This window comes from Pseudomonas sp. LA5 (genome assembly GCF_028640825.1).
In the GTDB taxonomy this organism is placed as follows: domain Bacteria; phylum Pseudomonadota; class Gammaproteobacteria; order Pseudomonadales; family Pseudomonadaceae; genus Chryseomonas; species Chryseomonas aestiva.
On sequence record NZ_JAQYZY010000030.1, the window covers coordinates 114,502 to 128,979 of the forward strand.

Annotated in this window: 22 protein-coding genes and 1 tRNA gene; 4 read left to right on the plus strand and 19 right to left on the minus strand. The window is 63.3% G+C overall.

What is annotated here, in order from left to right:
- Window positions 1–2 precede the first annotated feature (2 nt).
- From tusB to PVZ72_RS08985, 4 genes are read right to left on the minus strand one after another with little or no spacing between them, the layout of a single operon-like run.
- On the minus strand, window positions 3–302 hold the full coding sequence (tusB, locus tag PVZ72_RS08970; RefSeq protein WP_273861734.1) for a sulfurtransferase complex subunit TusB: 300 nt from the start codon (window positions 300–302) through the stop codon (window positions 3–5).
- Complete coding sequence (tusC, locus tag PVZ72_RS08975) at window positions 299–655, minus strand: sulfurtransferase complex subunit TusC (protein WP_187979152.1); 357 nt, start codon at window positions 653–655, stop codon at window positions 299–301. The genes tusB and tusC overlap by 4 nt, the downstream gene beginning before the upstream one ends.
- Window position 656: 1 nt before the next feature.
- On the minus strand, window positions 657–1,052 hold the full coding sequence (gene tusD / locus PVZ72_RS08980) for a sulfurtransferase complex subunit TusD (protein WP_187979153.1): 396 nt from the start codon (window positions 1,050–1,052) through the stop codon (window positions 657–659).
- A 49-nt stretch (window positions 1,053–1,101) separates the two neighbouring features.
- The gene (locus tag PVZ72_RS08985) at window positions 1,102–1,770 is read right to left on the minus strand and encodes a Bax inhibitor-1/YccA family protein (protein WP_133859212.1); all 669 of its coding nucleotides are present in this window, start codon (window positions 1,768–1,770) and stop codon (window positions 1,102–1,104) included.
- Between the two features lie 127 nt (window positions 1,771–1,897).
- Here PVZ72_RS08985 and PVZ72_RS08990 point away from each other — a divergent pair.
- Window positions 1,898–1,985, plus strand: a tRNA-Ser gene (locus tag PVZ72_RS08990).
- 121 nt (window positions 1,986–2,106) lie between these two features.
- On the opposite strand, the gene PVZ72_RS08995 is transcribed toward PVZ72_RS08990, so the two are convergent.
- Window positions 2,107–3,174 (minus strand): tyrosine-type recombinase/integrase, encoded by a 1,068-nt coding sequence (locus PVZ72_RS08995; RefSeq protein ID WP_273861735.1) that lies wholly within the window; start codon window positions 3,172–3,174, stop codon window positions 2,107–2,109.
- Window position 3,175: 1 nt separating this feature from the next.
- Window positions 3,176–3,412 (minus strand): DUF4224 domain-containing protein, encoded by a 237-nt coding sequence (locus PVZ72_RS09000; protein ID WP_108582051.1) that lies wholly within the window; start codon window positions 3,410–3,412, stop codon window positions 3,176–3,178.
- Window positions 3,413–3,511: 99 nt separating this feature from the next.
- Here PVZ72_RS09000 and PVZ72_RS09005 point away from each other — a divergent pair, with 99 nt between their 5' ends.
- Window positions 3,512–3,688, plus strand: coding sequence for a hypothetical protein (locus tag PVZ72_RS09005; protein WP_273861736.1), 177 nt, complete (start codon window positions 3,512–3,514; stop codon window positions 3,686–3,688).
- Here PVZ72_RS09005 and PVZ72_RS09010 read toward each other — a convergent pair.
- Together PVZ72_RS09010 and PVZ72_RS09015 are read right to left on the minus strand one after the other, a co-directional pair.
- Complete coding sequence (locus tag PVZ72_RS09010; RefSeq protein ID WP_273861737.1) at window positions 3,685–3,963, minus strand: hypothetical protein; 279 nt, start codon at window positions 3,961–3,963, stop codon at window positions 3,685–3,687. The two genes, PVZ72_RS09005 and PVZ72_RS09010, sit on opposite strands and share 4 nt — an antisense overlap.
- A 647-nt stretch (window positions 3,964–4,610) precedes the next feature.
- Window positions 4,611–5,657, minus strand: a complete 1,047-nt coding sequence (locus tag PVZ72_RS09015; protein ID WP_273861738.1) for a DNA cytosine methyltransferase — start codon at window positions 5,655–5,657, stop codon at window positions 4,611–4,613.
- 81 nt (window positions 5,658–5,738) lie between these two features.
- Between PVZ72_RS09015 and PVZ72_RS09020 the strand changes: the two genes are divergently transcribed.
- Window positions 5,739–5,936, plus strand: a complete 198-nt coding sequence (locus PVZ72_RS09020; RefSeq protein ID WP_273861739.1) for a hypothetical protein — start codon at window positions 5,739–5,741, stop codon at window positions 5,934–5,936.
- Window positions 5,937–5,961: 25 nt separating this feature from the next.
- Here PVZ72_RS09020 and PVZ72_RS09025 read toward each other — a convergent pair whose 3' ends face one another.
- From PVZ72_RS09025 to PVZ72_RS09035, 3 genes are read right to left on the minus strand one after another with little or no spacing between them, the layout of a single operon-like run.
- Window positions 5,962–6,687, minus strand: coding sequence for a hypothetical protein (locus PVZ72_RS09025; RefSeq protein WP_273861740.1), 726 nt, complete (start codon window positions 6,685–6,687; stop codon window positions 5,962–5,964).
- On the minus strand, window positions 6,684–6,929 hold the full coding sequence (locus tag PVZ72_RS09030; RefSeq protein WP_273861741.1) for a hypothetical protein: 246 nt from the start codon (window positions 6,927–6,929) through the stop codon (window positions 6,684–6,686). Before PVZ72_RS09030 ends, PVZ72_RS09025 begins: the two co-directional genes overlap by 4 nt.
- Window positions 6,930–6,937: 8 nt before the next feature.
- Window positions 6,938–7,693 (minus strand): hypothetical protein, encoded by a 756-nt coding sequence (locus tag PVZ72_RS09035; protein WP_273861742.1) that lies wholly within the window; start codon window positions 7,691–7,693, stop codon window positions 6,938–6,940.
- Between the two features lie 84 nt (window positions 7,694–7,777).
- Between PVZ72_RS09035 and PVZ72_RS09040 the strand changes: the two genes are divergently transcribed.
- Window positions 7,778–8,824 (plus strand): hypothetical protein, encoded by a 1,047-nt coding sequence (locus PVZ72_RS09040; protein WP_273861743.1) that lies wholly within the window; start codon window positions 7,778–7,780, stop codon window positions 8,822–8,824.
- A 30-nt stretch (window positions 8,825–8,854) separates the two neighbouring features.
- Here PVZ72_RS09040 and PVZ72_RS09045 read toward each other — a convergent pair whose 3' ends face one another.
- The 8 genes from PVZ72_RS09045 to PVZ72_RS09080 all read right to left on the minus strand — a co-directional run bounded on the left by PVZ72_RS09045 (window position 8,855) and on the right by PVZ72_RS09080 (window position 14,003).
- The gene (locus PVZ72_RS09045; protein ID WP_273861744.1) at window positions 8,855–10,597 is read right to left on the minus strand and encodes an AAA family ATPase; all 1,743 of its coding nucleotides are present in this window, start codon (window positions 10,595–10,597) and stop codon (window positions 8,855–8,857) included.
- Between the two features lie 5 nt (window positions 10,598–10,602).
- Complete coding sequence (locus PVZ72_RS09050) at window positions 10,603–11,427, minus strand: DNA translocase FtsK (RefSeq protein ID WP_273861745.1); 825 nt, start codon at window positions 11,425–11,427, stop codon at window positions 10,603–10,605.
- Window positions 11,428–11,501: 74 nt separating this feature from the next.
- Window positions 11,502–11,639, minus strand: a complete 138-nt coding sequence (locus PVZ72_RS09055) for a hypothetical protein (protein ID WP_273861746.1) — start codon at window positions 11,637–11,639, stop codon at window positions 11,502–11,504.
- Between the two features lie 5 nt (window positions 11,640–11,644).
- The gene (locus tag PVZ72_RS09060) at window positions 11,645–12,487 is read right to left on the minus strand and encodes a hypothetical protein (RefSeq protein ID WP_273861747.1); all 843 of its coding nucleotides are present in this window, start codon (window positions 12,485–12,487) and stop codon (window positions 11,645–11,647) included.
- 4 nt (window positions 12,488–12,491) lie between these two features.
- Entirely contained in the window at window positions 12,492–13,277 is a 786-nt protein-coding gene (locus PVZ72_RS09065) for a RecB family exonuclease (RefSeq protein ID WP_273861748.1), read from the minus strand.
- Entirely contained in the window at window positions 13,274–13,474 is a 201-nt protein-coding gene (locus PVZ72_RS09070; protein ID WP_273861749.1) for a hypothetical protein, read from the minus strand. Before PVZ72_RS09070 ends, PVZ72_RS09065 begins: the two co-directional genes overlap by 4 nt.
- Entirely contained in the window at window positions 13,471–13,677 is a 207-nt protein-coding gene (locus PVZ72_RS09075) for a hypothetical protein (protein WP_220376259.1), read from the minus strand. Before PVZ72_RS09075 ends, PVZ72_RS09070 begins: the two co-directional genes overlap by 4 nt.
- Complete coding sequence (locus PVZ72_RS09080; RefSeq protein ID WP_273861750.1) at window positions 13,674–14,003, minus strand: hypothetical protein; 330 nt, start codon at window positions 14,001–14,003, stop codon at window positions 13,674–13,676. The genes PVZ72_RS09075 and PVZ72_RS09080 overlap by 4 nt, the downstream gene beginning before the upstream one ends.
- Window positions 14,004–14,478 lie beyond the last annotated feature (475 nt).

Here is a 14,478-nt window from a genome sequence, read left to right on the forward strand (position 1 = left end):
GCTCAGGTCCAGCTGATGACCTTGGCGCAGCTCACGCTCAGGTCGACGAAAGTGGGGTAGTCGATCAGGGTCACGGCTCGTTCGGGGTGCAGGCGACGGGCCTGGACATCCTCCGCCAGGGCATAGAGGGCTGCCTCGGCCGGAAGTCGGGCCAGGCACTCGGCTGCAACGCTGCCAGGGCGCAGGGCCTCGACCGCGGCGCCGGTGAGCAGAACGGCGTCCTCGCTACCGACCCAGCTCAGGCCGTCCAGGGCGCCGGCGTCCAGCAGCGGCGAGCGGGAAAACAGGTGCAGGGTAGTCAAATGGAAATCACCTGGTCGTATTCATGAATCAGCGCTGCCAGGGCGTCGGGCTCCAGGGGCGTCACCCAGGCGGGCAACTGCGCGGGCGTGATGCCCAGGCGCTGCAGGGCGGTGGCTTCGGCGTAGATGGCCTCGACACCGAACAGCGGCAGCGCGGAGAGATTGGCACTCAGGTCCTTTTGCTCCAGGGCAGCGCTGTCGGCCGCCAGCAACTGGGTCACGCCAGGACCGGCGAACAGTAGCGCCAGGGGCAGTTCGAAGGCACCGCCGGCCAGTACGATATCCAGGGCCTCGCGCGGACCGGGGCCGCTCAGTGCCGGCTGGCGGGAGATGACGAGGGTGCTCTTGGCCATGCTAGTCGCCTCCAAAGCAGAGCAGGCGATCGGCGTCCTGCACCGCTTCATGCAGCTGGCCCAGACCGGACAGCTGCCAGGGGGCACGCACGTTCACCGCGCCCTCACGTTCGTAGCGTCGTGCCTCGTTCTCGTCCAGCAGCCCACGCTTGAGAGCGGCGGCGATGCAGACCACCGCATCGATCTGGTGGCGTTCGATCAGCTCGCGCCAGCGCGCGGGCAGATCGGATTCGTCCTGGCCGCTGACCAGGGCATGGGAGGCGTTATGGACGCCGTCGCGATAGAGAAACAGGCGCGACAGCTCGTGACCCTCGGCCAGCAGCGCCTCGCAGAAGCGCAGGGCCCGCCGCGCCGAGGGCGCCTGGGGTGGAGAAAGGACAACGATGGCAAATTTCATGGATGTAAAAAGGCCCGCCGAAGCGGGCCTCTCGGGCTACCGCTGGTGATCAATCGTTGCTGCTGGCAAATCCGAAGATCTGCAGCAAGCTGATGAACATATTGTAGATCGAGACGTACAGGGTAATGGTAGCCATGATGTAGTTGTCTTCGCCGCCATGCACGATGGCACTGGTCTGCAGCAGGATGGCCGCGGCGGCGAACAGCACGAAGCCCGCACTGATGGCCAGTTGCAGACCGCTGATCTGGACGAAGAAGGACAGCACCACGGCGCCCAGCAGGATCCAGAAGCCCGCCATCAGGAAGCCGCTGAGGAAGCTCATGTCCTTGCGACTGATCAGGGCGTAGGCCGACAGACCGAAGAAGGCCAGGGCGGTCATGCCGGCGGCGGAGGCGATCACGCTGCCCCCGTTGGGCAAGCCCAGGTACATGTTCAGGATCGGGCCAAGGGTGTAGCCCATGAAGCCGGTCAGGGCGAAGGTGCTCACCAGACCCCAGCCGCTGTCGCGGGTCTTCACGGTCAGGAAGAACAGGCCATAGAAGCCGATCAGGACGACAAAGATGTTGGGGTAGGGCAGCCGCATCTGCTGCGAGACGAAGGCGACCAGGCCGCTGAACGCCAGGGTCATGGCCAGCAGGGCATAGGTGTTGCGCAATACACGGCTGACGTCCCGCGGTTGCGCGATGGCAGGGTTATAGGCGTATTGACGCTCGTTCATGGTGTACTCCAAAGCTAGATTAACGGTGTGATGTACCGTACGACCCCGAAGATAGCAAATGTTGCTTAAGGATCGCTTGCGACTGTTTGACAGTGTGTTGCCATCAGGTACTATGCGCCCCTCTTACGGAAGTGTGGCCGAGTGGTTTAAGGCAGCGGTCTTGAAAACCGCCGACTCGCAAGGGTCCCAGAGTTCGAATCTCTGCGCTTCCGCCACCTGCAACACCCTGAAAGCCCCGCGTGCCGGGGCTTTCGCGTTTCTGGGCGCACGACTTCAGCTAGCCTTTATATGAGGCCAGTTTCCGTAACTTTAAAGTGAGTTTCCGTAACTACCGGATCAGCGGGTAGGGTCAACCACTTCGCCGACGCGCCGGTAGACGGTCTCGGTTATGCGCTTGTCGGTATGGCCGAGGAGCTTCGAGGCCCGGCCCAAGTCCTCAATCTCGGACGCTGCTTTAGGTCGGATATCCCTGAACTGGAACTGGCGGATCGCGGCGGCCAACATCTCATCGAGGTTTTCTAGCGCTGCCGCTGAAGCATCAATCCGTGCCTCGTCGAAGCGAATCCGGAGCATGCTCGAAGTCAGTCGGCGGCCGTCTGGCGTGGTGACCAGGTACGGCCCGACCACTCGCCGTTCCTTCCGCTGCTCCAGCAGCTTCTCGACCAGCACGCCCAAGGCGGTCGGCACCTCGCCGGCCAGAAGCCTGATCCGCAGCTTCTTGGACGTCTTGCTTTGGGCAACCAGCAGGAACCCGTCCTGGATGTCGGCGGCACGAGCGACCAGCACGTCGCTGGGCCGCTGCGCCGTCAGGTAGGCCAGGTCCATGGCGTCGCGCAGCTCGATGCAGGCGTGGGTGTAGACCGCATTCCATACCTCATCCCGGGCATAGAAGTCCCGCGGCGTTTCCTTGTTCTTTCGTACGCCCTTGGCCGGGTTCTCCATGTTGGTGATCCCCCACTCCCTGGCGATGTTGTAGACGTGGGATAGCAGGGCAATCTCCCGATTCGCCCGAACCTTCGCTGTCCGCTTGTCCCGGTACTGGGCGATGACCTGCGGCGTCACCGCCTCGACTGGCGCATCGGAGAACGCTGCGCGCAGCTGCTTCAGCGATAGCAGGTTGTCCCTCTGTGTCCGGGCTGCCTTAGACGGGACAATCTCCCGCTCGTACCGATCAAACACATCTCCCAGGCGCTTCATGGACTTCGGCATCGTTGTCCGTTCGAGCCGCGCCCATTCCGCTTTCGCCTCGTCGAGGTCCCTGCCCAGCGGAATCTCCTTCTGTCCCCCTCCCGGCAGAGTCTGGTTGTAGTAGTAGGCAACCCAGACCCTTCCAGACTTCAGCTTCCTGGTCCGCCTGATCATCCTTGGCGGCAAATCCCTATTCCCTGGTTCCTTCGGGCGCATCTCAACTCACTCTCGATAGGTCCAGCGCCCAGGCGTCGGACGCGGCGTTGGTGGCATTCGGTTTCACTCCGGCCAGCTTCAGCCGGGCATAGACGCGCCCTACCACCGGGCGGCCGGCGGCGTTACGTTCGTAGCGCCACCCATGCGCGTCCAGCCAGGCGCATTGGGCAGCTTTCGACTTGCGGCCGATCATAGTGGCCAGCTCCTGGCCGTCGAGGAACTCAGATACTTCGGGCATAGGGAGTCCTTCGCCGGCCGGCGGCCAGCGGTGCGGGGATGGGAAAAGATGGCTACGCCAAGGGCGGCGTATGATCAGGGAAACGATGGAGCGCTCGACATGAAGAAGGTATTTAGCAACCCACTGTTCCTTGCAGGACTGCCGCTTCTGGTATGCGGCATCGCCTTTGGTGAAAGCGATTCATCGGGCTATTTCGCTGTCGCTGCAGGGTTCTTTATTCCCGGGCTGGCGCTGATTGCATGCGGCATCGCTGCAGCTCGGAAGCAAAAGGGCTAATTGAGGTATGTCACCTTGTAGTAGCTGACGACCTGTGGCGTGCAGCCCACAGCGCGAGCGACTTGGACGCCCGTCAAGTTCTGCTCCAGCAGCGTGAGCACTAGGCGCTTGGTCTGGCTCACCCACGCCGAGGGCTTTATCAGGTCCTCGCCGCGCTTCTTGGCTCGGTAGTACCGATCGCGCACCGCCTCGTAGGCGATGCGGTAGCGGTCGGACACCTCGCGCAGCGTGAGCCGCTCGCCGCGCACTAAGGTTTTAATGGGTTGCCGAGCCATGTCAGGGTCCTCGTGTAGGATCGGGTGATGGAGTATTGCAGCGCAGGCACGCGGCACAGCAGCAAGGCTGTGGTGCTGAGAAATTGGATTAGAATCATCGTTTTTCGTTGGGCATTACGTTGGAATGGTCCGAGGCTGTATGGGCGTAACTACCCAACGTCCTCCAATGCAGGAAGCTAAGCTAATGGGTACGCACGTCTTTGACACAGCTAGGCAATTGTTAACTGGAATCTATGGATCGCTCGTCGAGCTCGAGAGTGGGAATGGCATCAGGTGCCCCAGAGCGGCTAGCGGCAAAATAACTTTGTACAGATCAAGCGCTGGTCTAGCCGAGGGCAATCGAGGTGAGATCGCATTTGACGTCGATTCTCACGCTAGAAGAGCCGGCAAGGATGTCACTGAAACCAGAAGATTCTTCGAAGAGTTGAAGGCTGTGAACGGACGCGCGACGGAGCGCAATGCGCGGTATAACTGGCCTCGGGTGGGCTTCTCGAACGAAGAAGAAGTCCATTTCATTGTTCTACGGCTAAAGCAATTTTTTGGTTTGTAAGGGCGGTGTTTCAAAGCGAGCTGCCCGAGGCGCGGAAAGAGGCTGTGTAAACTATCTTCGTGCTTGCCTATCGTAAGAAAGGCATTTGAAGGATGGATTAGGGCGGGTAGCCCATTGCAGACTCTATGAACGCTATGGCCGCTTCCGCGTTGATCGCATTGCCGTAGGCGCGCAGGCGTCCCACTCGGGCGGCAGCCCCATCAGCCAGCGGGAATGTGCCGGGTTCAACTGGCCGGAACTTGCCATCCCGGCATCCGAGCCAGTCAGCATTTCGCCAGAAGCCGTTAGCCGGACCGGGTAGGGGGTACGAGTCATCCCCGCGCATCTGGGCAAATCCCGATCCGCGTGCCGGCTGCTGTTGTCCATACTGCCCGCGCTGTTCTTTTGATCTCGTACAACTGGAGTCGGCCAGCCCGCCAACACTGCTTGCCGCCCCAGCTGATCCGCTCTCATGCCGAACACCGTGTTCAGCCCTGGGACTCTGGGTTTTATTTCCCCTGTGTCCCGCCAGTCTCGCATTGTCGGGGTGGTCCATCCCGCCAGTAACGCCGCCTGGCAAAGATCCTGTGGTGATCCCTTTCGCGCTATTTCTCGCAGTGCGCCTTCCAGCGCTCTGACGTTCTTTTCCCCGTCCGCTGATCTGGGCGTTGGCCACCCAGTAGAGCCGGTCACGGATGTTCGGAGCACCGACGCCCGCAGCCGGGAACGGGATGGCCCCGAAGGAGTACGCCATGGCTTCCAAGTCAGCCTGTACAAGGTCGATCCAAGGATCTGCGTCTTTGCTTGCAACCTGCTCTCCAAATACGACTGGAGGTTGGCGCTCGCGGATGAGCCAATGGAAGTCAGGCCAAAGGTGCCGCTCGTCATCAAAGCCAGCTCCCGTGCCTGCCTGGGAGAAAGGTTGGCAAGGACAGGAACCGGTCCAAACAGGTCGATCATCTGGCCAGCCGGCGCGGCGAAGGGCGTAGGACCACACCCCGATGCCGGCGAAGAAATGGCATTGGGTGTAGGGCATGAGGTCGTCTGGTCGAACATCGCGGATGTCCCTCTCGTCGACGTCGCCAGGCGCGATGTGCCCGGCGGAAATTAGGGTGCGCAGCCACGCGGCCGCATACGGGTCGATCTCGTTGTAGTAGGCGGCCATGGTGTGCTCTGTAGGTCGGGCGAAGCGGGGAGGTTGTCCCAGTGCTATACCTTCAGCTCAACCCGCAAAGGAGCGAGCAAGATGAGCACTGATAGCCGGATAGCAGCCTTGGAACATCTCGCTGCCGAACTCTTGAAGGAGGCCAAAAGACAGGGCCTGGACGTCGATAAAATCTTCGAGAAAGCCACCTCCTCACTCCTTGGCAGCGACGGCCCTGGAGGTCCAGGACAGAAGTCCGAGGCGGTTGACTCGCTGAAGGAGATCCAGCGGCAGGTGTAGAGCTAGCCTGATGGCGCGTTGTGGATCAGATGGCCATTTCCAGCTGATCTTCCGGCCGCCAGATAGCTGCACTGTTGTGCGCTTCGATGCGGTCGGCGATGACCGATGCTCGCTGGCTGGCGGTGGGCGGTGCGTACATGCCGAAGCGGGAGATGCTGCCGCCGTTCACCGCGGCATTCGTGCTGTCGGCACTGGCGAAGGGAAGGCGGGAGAAAATGGCTGGGTCCAGCATGCGGAGGCCGTGCAGCCGGCAGCGAGGCCGGCCATGGTCGTCGCAGATCGTGGCCATCGCGGCGCCGATCCGCTTCCACCAGGCATCTGTGCCCGGGCTCGCCCACTGGCCGGAACTGCCGAAGGCCACGGTGCGCCAGGCGCGGGACAGTGCGTCCAGGCGCTCTAGCGATTCGTGCAGGTGCCAGACCGGCACGCCGGCCAGGTGCGGCGGCCAATTCGCGATCAGCTGATCGTTCTCGGCCTCGCTGCCTTCGATCACGTCCGGGATCAGCGCCCAGTCGAACCCGGGGTGACGGTGCCACTGCTCGACCCAGGCGACGTAGCCGTCGACGTCGAGCTGGCCGCCCTGGCGCCAGACCGTGAAAGCACCGTTGTCGAAGACGAACGACTGGCAGGCCTCGGCGACGATGCCAATGTCATCTTGGCGGGGGAAGGGCACCAAGGCATGCCGACCGGCGAGAAACCGCGCCGCATCCTGCCGGCTCCCCCCGATCGGTGTGCCGTGGTAATGGATCATGGCCCACCCCGGATGGTGGTCAGGTCGACGCCTTGGTGTGTGGCCTGGATAGTCTGCAGGCCGCCGAACTGCCGGTGCAGGTCGTCCGCTATCTCTTCTTGAAAGCCAGTCTTGATCAGTGCCGTGGCGGTATTGATGTGCTCGACGTAGATCGTCCTCTCGGTCTCGATCTTCAGGTCATAGATGATGGCTTCGCCGTCATTCGGGCAGACGGCTACGAACGTCTTGCGGTAGATGTTCATGGGGCTCCTCAAGCCTGAGCGGCTTTCTCTAGCATCTCCACGATCTTGGCGTAGGCCTCGGGGTGCTGAAGGTCGAAGGTGGGGAGGTGCGGGCCGGGCAGCCACTGTCCGCGGATCTCGCCGCGCACCAGCCAGGGCCGGCCGCCGCTGATCCAGACGCTGGTGCTGATGCCGTGCTCGGCGATCTGTTTCGCGGTGATGAAGCCCTGGTGCCGGAGGGTGAACAGCACCTTCAGGGCGCGCTCCTTCCAGGGCGTGAGGCGCAGCGGCGCGGGCACGCCGGCGGGGACATCCGGCACCACGCAAGGCACCTCGCACCGCTCCGCCGGGTTCCAGTCGAAGGGCGCCACCCTGTACAGGTAGTTGCCCGTCCACTCGTCGAGGTTGAAGGTCCAGCTATCTTCCGTCTGGCCTCGGCGCCAGCGGATGCTCAGCCGGGGCGCCAGCACCGACACGCCCAGGGCCTCCAGCATCCGGCCGATACCCTGGTTCGCTTCAGTGATCGACCCCACGATGACCATGCGGTAATCGGGGCCGGGCGAGCCGTAGCGGTAGGCCCAGGGGTCCGGGAGGATCTGGTCCGCTACCTTGGCGTTCAGCTTGACCTTGGCCTCCACGCCGATCTGCCAGCCATCCTCATGGACGACCAGCACGTCGAAGCCACCAGTCTCGGGGTAGCAGACCCACCCGGCCTGCTGGTTGAACTCGTCGATGAAGACGGCGCAGAGGTCGCGCTCTGAGCCTATGAAGGCACGCTTGTTCATGGGTAGTCCCCTCGCTGCGCAGAGGCAAAAGCCAAGCGATCACCTACACTCCGAGTTGTAAAAAGTCTGGGAGTGGAGGTTGTTATGGCTAAGAATCAGTTAAGTGAGCTGTATATATTTAGAATGGTAAGTGGCGCATTAGGTTGGGCGGAGTTCAAGGATGACTCTCTTGTCGTACGGAAAAAGGACTGGGGGGTTATTCATTCCGCGACTAGCTATCATGAGGTCACTGACCCACAAGGCGAGGCTAAGCTGGTTGATGCGCGCCAGATGTTGAAATTTGCAGTTCGCGAGATATCGGATCCAGCAGTTACGTCGCCTAACGATCTAAAGCCTGTTTTGCTGCAGAAGGGTGAATATTTCCCGCGGGTTTGGAGAGGCTACGTCGGCGGCAGGCCTTTCGTGGACACATTAGACTTGATGGATCCATTTAATGTATACGGAGACGAATTTACAGGCGCAGTCGTAGCGGCTGAGAGCCTATTAATGGAGATCAAGGAGCTATTTCGAAGTGTTGAGCCAGACGAGGTCAACGACAAGGCGTATGGGCATCGTATGCGAGAGCTTCTGATCCTTCTATGTACCGAGGTAGAAGCTAATTTAGTCAGTGTGCTGAAGGCTAACTTTCCCGCAAAAGTCGCTAAGGTGCGAGATTCCGGTAAGTATCTGAATATCAGTGATTATCAAAAATTAAAAGACGTAATGTATTTAGATAAGTATCTTGTTAGGTTGGCCGACTATAAGGGTCGTCAATATTCTCCATTTCGAAATTGGACGAGTCGCGGAAAGTCCAGCGAGACTCTGCCTTGGTATGCGGCATATAATTCAGTGAAGCACGATAGAGAAACTAATTTCCGTCTCGCCTGTATGGAGAATGTTCTCAATGCCGCTGCAGCATTGCACATTCTTCAGCTTGCCCAGTGGGGAAGCGGGTTGTTTGGTCTGCTTCAGGGAGCACGAAAGTCTGTCTTTGTAACGGTTGAGCAGCCGGAAATCCAGCTGGGCGAGATTTATGTGCCGGTAGCGAGTGATACGGACCATCGCCGCATTCCTATTGGTGAAAACGTTTTCGATAGTCCGCTTCCCTACGAAACATTCATCGCTCGCCAGTCCATCACGGGTACCAAGTAAAGGCCGGCGAATTGCCGGCCGGGTGGACGTCTAGGCCGCCACCTCTGCTGCTGCATCTGCAATGACGCCCCCCTGGATCCATACCTGCTGGATCCCCGCCGGCACCTTGGTCATGGGCTCCTTCATCGTCCCGGCCATGACCGCGCTATCGAGGTCGCCGGAGCGGGTCAGGCTGAGCAGCAGCTTCAGCGCCTGGGGGCGGGCGCTGGGCTGCAGCACGTCGAAGCGATCCAGCAGGACCAGGCGGATGCCGGACAGCCGCGCGATAGCGAGGGCCAGCAGGGTGTCGGCGCGCCACTTCTCCGATTCCGAGAGCAGCACGTAGAGCCGACCGCCGTAGGTGATCTCGATCTCGGGAGTGATCACCACCGGTTGCCAGGTGGCCACCGCGGCCTGGGCCTCCAGCAGCTCATTGAACGGGTCCAGCGCGCCGGCGAGGATCTCGGCCGGGATGCCGGTGGGCGCCAGGGCACCGGCGATCAGCGACCAGGCCACGACATCGGCATGGTGCTGGGCGGCGTTGGCGATCGCAGCGTCGCGACCGGCGATGGCGCCGTGGGCCTCCACCAGGGCCTGGTGTTTGGCCCTGGCCTTGTCGCGGCCCTGGCGGAGTTCGCTGATGGCTTGCTCGGCGTTCTGCATCGCCTCGGAATCAGGCGCCGCGGCGGCTTGCTGTTCCAGGCTGGCCAGCTGCTCGGCCGCCGCGCGGCACTGGTCGACGTCGCGCTGGCTGTTCGCCACGGCGCGCTGGGCGCTCTGCAGGTAGCCCTGGTATTCGGTCAGGCGGCGGGCGGCCTCGGGGTCGGCGACCTTCTCCGGTGCCACATAGGCCACCAGCAGGCCGCGCTCCATCAGCACCTGGCCCTGGCAGTGCGGGCAGGCCAGCGGATCGTGTGCCGGCTCGCCGTCGGCGGCGCGCTGAGCCTCGGCTACCTTCGGCTCCCACTCAGCAACTCGGGCCTGGTCGGCGCCGAGCTTCTCCTGGCGGCGCTGGAGTAGGTCAGCGGTTTCGCGCAGCTGGGCCATCTGCGCCTGGCGCTGGGCGGCGGCCTGGGCGTTGGCCTTGTGGCCGCCCAGGGTTTGCTGCGCCTCGGCCAGATCGCTGTCGAGATCGGCCAGGGCCTTGGCGGCCTCGGCGATCTGCTCCTGGGTGACGGTGGTGGGCGGCAGCTCCGGCTTCCAGGTCTCGGCCTTCTGGCTGCCGTAGTTCTCGCCGGTGATGGCCTTCCAGGCGCCGCGCGACTCCGCGGCATATTCCTTGGCCTGGGCCTCGGCGGCAGGGAAGCCACCGCGCAGCAGCGGCTTCACCTTCTCGAACTTCGCCAGGTCGGCGCCCTTGGCTTCAAGGCGGCGGGCCACCTCGGCAGCGCCGGCGCCCGCACCGGTCAGGTCGAACAGGACTTTCCGGCGCTCTTTACCATCCAGGGCCGCGAACCTCGCGGCCTCCAGCACTAGGGGTAGAAACGGCGCATCAGGAATTACCACCGATTTACCACCCGGCAGCATCATCCAGGCGTTCTGGCTTTCGCCGGCGGCGTCGACGTAGGCGACGTGGGCCTCGCCTTTCTTGGCATCGTCATTGACGAGCTGGCCCAGGTCCTTCTTCAGGGACACCCGGCGCGGCTGTCCGGTGAACGCCATGGAGATTGCGTCGAGCAGCGAGCTTTTACCGGCGCCGTTGTCACCGGACACCAGCAGCAGGGGATCAGATACGGCAAGGGCTGCATTTCGCAGCCCCTGGACGTTGGTAACGGTGATATTTGTGATGCGCATGCTGGTTACTCCATCGAGACGACTTCGTCGAGGTCCTTGGTGACGCGGTAGGTGTTGTGCAGCGGGTTCTCTGCCTCGCTATCCACGGCGATGACCTTGTCATCGAGCAGACGGACTGCCAGGGCACGAGCAGCATCGCTGCCGATGGCGAATCGGCTCTGGAGGTAGTCGATGGTGACCACCGGGGTGGCGCGGGCCAGGACGGCGCAGACGTCGGAGTAGGGCACGACGCCGTAGGCTGCGGGCTGAGTCGCTGCGCCGGACTCCTCCGGTTCGGCATCCTGCTGCTCTACCGTCTCGCCCGCTGCTGCGACGACATCCTCGGCACTGCCGCCCAGGCGTTCGGCCAGCTCTTCCGGGCTGGCCAACAGGTCCGCGACCTGCATCGGCATCTCGTGCTGGTCGCGCTCGGGTTGAATGGCGTCCAAGCCTTCGCGGTAATCGTCCGGCGCCAGCACCAGCAGGCAGAGCTTGCCAGCCGAATCGGTCAGCTCGTGCTTGTCCGGCGCGCCGGCATCAACCTTGGCCGTCACGGTCAGGAATTTGGCCTCAACCTTGATCGCGCGCACCTCAATCGGTACCGATGCGACACCCCGGGCGCTGATGATGCTGATGGCGCGGGTGACCGCCTCCTCGGTCTTCTTGGTGAGGCGGTCAATCACTTCCTGCTGCGCTTCCTCGTTCAGCTTGTGATAGGGCGCCTTGAGGTTGTGCAGCTCGAAGCGATTCATTTCCACCAGGTCGTGGACCAGCAACTCGTGGGCGAGCTCCGAGGGCATGCAGCCGTGGCGTTTGGCGCTGTCGATGATGGCGCGGTGTTCCGGTTTCATAGGGCGAGTTCCTACTGGTGGGCGATCTTCTTGAGCGACTGCAGCTGGGCGTCGCTGAGGTAGGTATGGGCGCTTTAGCGCTCGAACTGGTCGCGGATGTCGGTGGTGAACTGGATCTCCCAGTCCGTATCCGCGCCGTCCTCAGCGGCGGCCAGCAGGGCGGTGAACTGCTCGACGCGGTCGAACAGCTCCTCTACGGTCCGGCTGGCCATGGCCATCACTCCATGCTGATTTCGTCGTCGACTACCTGGCCGGCGCCGGTGTCAGCCTTTCCCGGCTTGGTGTCAGCCTTTTCGGCTGATTTGTCGCGTTTCTCGGCCTCGGTGTTAACCGATTCGGCCTTTTCGTCACGCTTCTCCGGCTCGGCGTCCAGGATCTCGCCGGTCGCGGTATCGACGTTCCGGGGCGGGGCCTCGGCCTGGCGCAGAGCGTCGATGTCCACCGCGTAGTTCCCGCCGGCATCAGGCTTGGCGTCGAAGACGTCGCGGACCTCTTCCTCGGTCTGCAGGCCCATGCCCAGGTCCGGCGCGTAGGCGCGCTGCCAGAACGCCGCGGCCCGATAGACGAACATCTGGTCGGGCATCGTCTTCCACTTGCTGCCGCTCTTGCTGGCCCAGCCCTCGGCGTTGACCATCTGCCAGGTCACCCAGATACCGTCGAGGCGCTCGCCGGTCTCCTTCTCGATGGCCCAGGCGCGGCAGCCGAAGTCCGGCTTGCCCGCTTCGCCTTTCCACTCGTAGCGCAGCGCGCTGAAGCGGCCGCAGGTGTTCACCGTGGCGATCAGGAATTTGCTCGACCAGCTCGGGGTGCCGTGCACCACGTAGAGGTTCTGCATGACCATCAGCGGGTTCGCGCCGATGCGCTGCGCCATGTCCAGGGCGATCAGGCAGTTCGGCAGGTTGCCCTGGTACTGCTTGGGCACCAGGTCGGACTGGACGAAGGCCTTGGCGATGCGTTGCATCAGCTCGAAGCCTTCCAAGTTGAAGAAGCTCATGGACACCGGCATCTGCTGGCGCGCCGGGCCTTGCTGCAGCGATTGCAGCGTCTGGGTGTTGCTCATGGGGTCACCCCTTGTAGGGACAGGTGGGATAGCGCGGGCAGTACCGTGCGGAGCACAGCACTGACTTCGGGTTGCCGTAGAACAGGCCGCCATGGATCAGGCGGGAGGCCATCTGGAGCAGGCCGGGGTTGTCTTCATCGCCGACCAAGGCCTGGCGGGCGCCGGTGACCTCGCCGCGACCTACGCACGGGCCGGCCCCGGTCTTCAGGCCGATAATCTCGGCCGGTGCGGTCAGCGGCTGGCCGATGGCGAACTCGGCGAGCAGCTCGTAGACGCCAAGTTGCGGTCGATGCCCGGCGGTGACCGCGACGCCGGTAGAGCCCACGGCGCGGGCGCCGCTTTTCAGGTCGCTGATGCCCAGCTCGCCGTCGACACGGCGGATGCGGTCGGTGGTACCGGTGAGCGCCAGGCCCAGGTCGCTGATCTCCAGCCGCTCGCACGTCACCTCGATGCCGACATAGTCCTGGGTGGGCGCGATGTCGGCGCAGTAGCGGCTGTGCAGCGTCAGGCCGATGCGCTCGACCTGCTTCGGCCCGCTGTCCTCCCAGTCGACCTCGTGCTCTGGGTTGTAGAGGGTGTCGACGAACAGGCCGGCCGCGTCGTCCGCGCTGATCGGCGCGCCATCCATGTTGGCCTGGTCGAACAGGGCGGTGGATGCGTGGATCGACGTGCCCAGGTGCGCGGCGCCGCTGGAGCGGCTGCGCATGCCAAGGAGGTGCTTCGCCTCCCAGCGCGCCGGGCAGTCGAACAGTTCGGCCAGCGAGCTGGCGCGGATGGTGACGATCTTCACGATGCCACCTCGACCGACCAGCGCCGACCAGGCCGGCGCATCATCGGGGAGCGGATCGGGGTGTCGATCAACCGGGTCTCCGGCGGCAGGCCCAGGGCCTCGGGCAGCGACTGCCTGGCGCGCAGCAGCAGGGTGTGGCGCGCTTCGGCCTCGGCGACCTGGTCGTCGGTGATGGCGGGGACGGGGGAGGTGGTCATGCTGCTGCCCCTTGCGACTTGGCCCAGCGCTTCGCGACTTCCTGCGAGATCCGCACCCGGTTGTGGTCGTGGGCGCGGTCGTCGATGGCGCCCAGGGCATAGGCCATCTCGTTCATGCCCTCAGCGATACCGTCACCGAAGGCGGGGATGCGGGCGATCCACATTTCAACCATCCGTTGGGCGACTTCCTGTTCGGTGCTCATGCTGCCTCCTTGCGGCGCTTGGCCAATTCGGCGGTGAAGAAAGGTTCGTGCTCGGCCAGTAGCACCCGGCGCCACTCCATCAGCTCCTTGGCGAGCGGGAGGCTGATGCTGGCGAGGGTCATGTATGCCTCGTTGAACTGGCGATCGCACATGCCGGCCAGCGTCTCCAGCAGGGTGACCTGGCGGGCCGGGTCGATCTGCAGGTCGCAGTGGATGGCGAAGGCCAGCATGGTGCTGGGGTTGGCGGTGTCGATGTCGTGCTCGAGCTGGAGCACTTGCTCGTGGGCGCACTCGAGCGCCCGCTCATGCTGGATGGCGATGGTCATGGGTAGGGTCTCGGGTGTGCGCCGGACGGCGCGGGAATGGGTGATGCAGTGCCAGCACCTGTTGGCGTTGCTAGCTGGCGCGACGTCCCGTCTTCTGCATCGGGGTGTGATCTGTCTTACCTGGGCGCGCTTCCCCAGGTGCTTTTGCCTACTGGCGGCGCAGATCACACCCCGATGCAGCCTGGCGAGCCAGGCGATCGGGCCGTCTTTCCGGCTGTCATCCAGGTGATCGCCCTGGCGCGCCCCGTACCCGCCGCTGATTGCAGGTCGTGAGTCGTAGGATGTTGGCCGTGAGCTTCCTCCAGCGCCGCTGATCAGCATGCGGCGGCGCCATCACAGGTCTATACGAGATGCAGCGCTACAGCTCTGGTGGCCCGGTTGGGTGGGGCAGGGCTGCATCAAGTCCGGCGCGCTTCATTGCCGAGGCTCGGCGCGCTAATTCGAATCGGTACTGCTGGCCTCCGTTACAGGCCAC

Excerpts from the sequence above, each read along its gene's own strand:
- tusC (WP_187979152.1), bottom strand. The coding sequence starts at position 655 with ATGGCCAAGAGCACCCTCGTCATCTCCCGCCAGCCGGCACTGAGCGGC.
- tusD (WP_187979153.1), bottom strand. The coding sequence starts at position 1,052 with ATGAAATTTGCCATCGTTGTCCTTTCTCCACCCCAGGCGCCCTCGGCG.
- PVZ72_RS08985 (WP_133859212.1), bottom strand. The coding sequence starts at position 1,770 with ATGAACGAGCGTCAATACGCCTATAACCCTGCCATCGCGCAACCGCGG.
- PVZ72_RS08995 (WP_273861735.1), bottom strand. The coding sequence starts at position 3,174 with ATGCGCCCGAAGGAACCAGGGAATAGGGATTTGCCGCCAAGGATGATC.
- PVZ72_RS09000 (WP_108582051.1), bottom strand. The coding sequence starts at position 3,412 with ATGCCCGAAGTATCTGAGTTCCTCGACGGCCAGGAGCTGGCCACTATG.
- PVZ72_RS09005 (WP_273861736.1), top strand. The coding sequence starts at position 3,512 with ATGAAGAAGGTATTTAGCAACCCACTGTTCCTTGCAGGACTGCCGCTT.
- PVZ72_RS09010 (WP_273861737.1), bottom strand. The coding sequence starts at position 3,963 with ATGGCTCGGCAACCCATTAAAACCTTAGTGCGCGGCGAGCGGCTCACG.
- PVZ72_RS09015 (WP_273861738.1), bottom strand. The coding sequence starts at position 5,657 with ATGGCCGCCTACTACAACGAGATCGACCCGTATGCGGCCGCGTGGCTG.
- PVZ72_RS09020 (WP_273861739.1), top strand. The coding sequence starts at position 5,739 with ATGAGCACTGATAGCCGGATAGCAGCCTTGGAACATCTCGCTGCCGAA.
- PVZ72_RS09025 (WP_273861740.1), bottom strand. The coding sequence starts at position 6,687 with ATGATCCATTACCACGGCACACCGATCGGGGGGAGCCGGCAGGATGCG.
- PVZ72_RS09030 (WP_273861741.1), bottom strand. The coding sequence starts at position 6,929 with ATGAACATCTACCGCAAGACGTTCGTAGCCGTCTGCCCGAATGACGGC.
- PVZ72_RS09035 (WP_273861742.1), bottom strand. The coding sequence starts at position 7,693 with ATGAACAAGCGTGCCTTCATAGGCTCAGAGCGCGACCTCTGCGCCGTC.
- PVZ72_RS09040 (WP_273861743.1), top strand. The coding sequence starts at position 7,778 with ATGGCTAAGAATCAGTTAAGTGAGCTGTATATATTTAGAATGGTAAGT.
- PVZ72_RS09045 (WP_273861744.1), bottom strand. The coding sequence starts at position 10,597 with ATGCGCATCACAAATATCACCGTTACCAACGTCCAGGGGCTGCGAAAT.
- PVZ72_RS09050 (WP_273861745.1), bottom strand. The coding sequence starts at position 11,427 with ATGAAACCGGAACACCGCGCCATCATCGACAGCGCCAAACGCCACGGC.
- PVZ72_RS09055 (WP_273861746.1), bottom strand. The coding sequence starts at position 11,639 with ATGGCCAGCCGGACCGTAGAGGAGCTGTTCGACCGCGTCGAGCAGTTC.
- PVZ72_RS09060 (WP_273861747.1), bottom strand. The coding sequence starts at position 12,487 with ATGAGCAACACCCAGACGCTGCAATCGCTGCAGCAAGGCCCGGCGCGC.
- PVZ72_RS09070 (WP_273861749.1), bottom strand. The coding sequence starts at position 13,474 with ATGACCACCTCCCCCGTCCCCGCCATCACCGACGACCAGGTCGCCGAG.
- PVZ72_RS09075 (WP_220376259.1), bottom strand. The coding sequence starts at position 13,677 with ATGAGCACCGAACAGGAAGTCGCCCAACGGATGGTTGAAATGTGGATC.
- PVZ72_RS09080 (WP_273861750.1), bottom strand. The coding sequence starts at position 14,003 with ATGACCATCGCCATCCAGCATGAGCGGGCGCTCGAGTGCGCCCACGAG.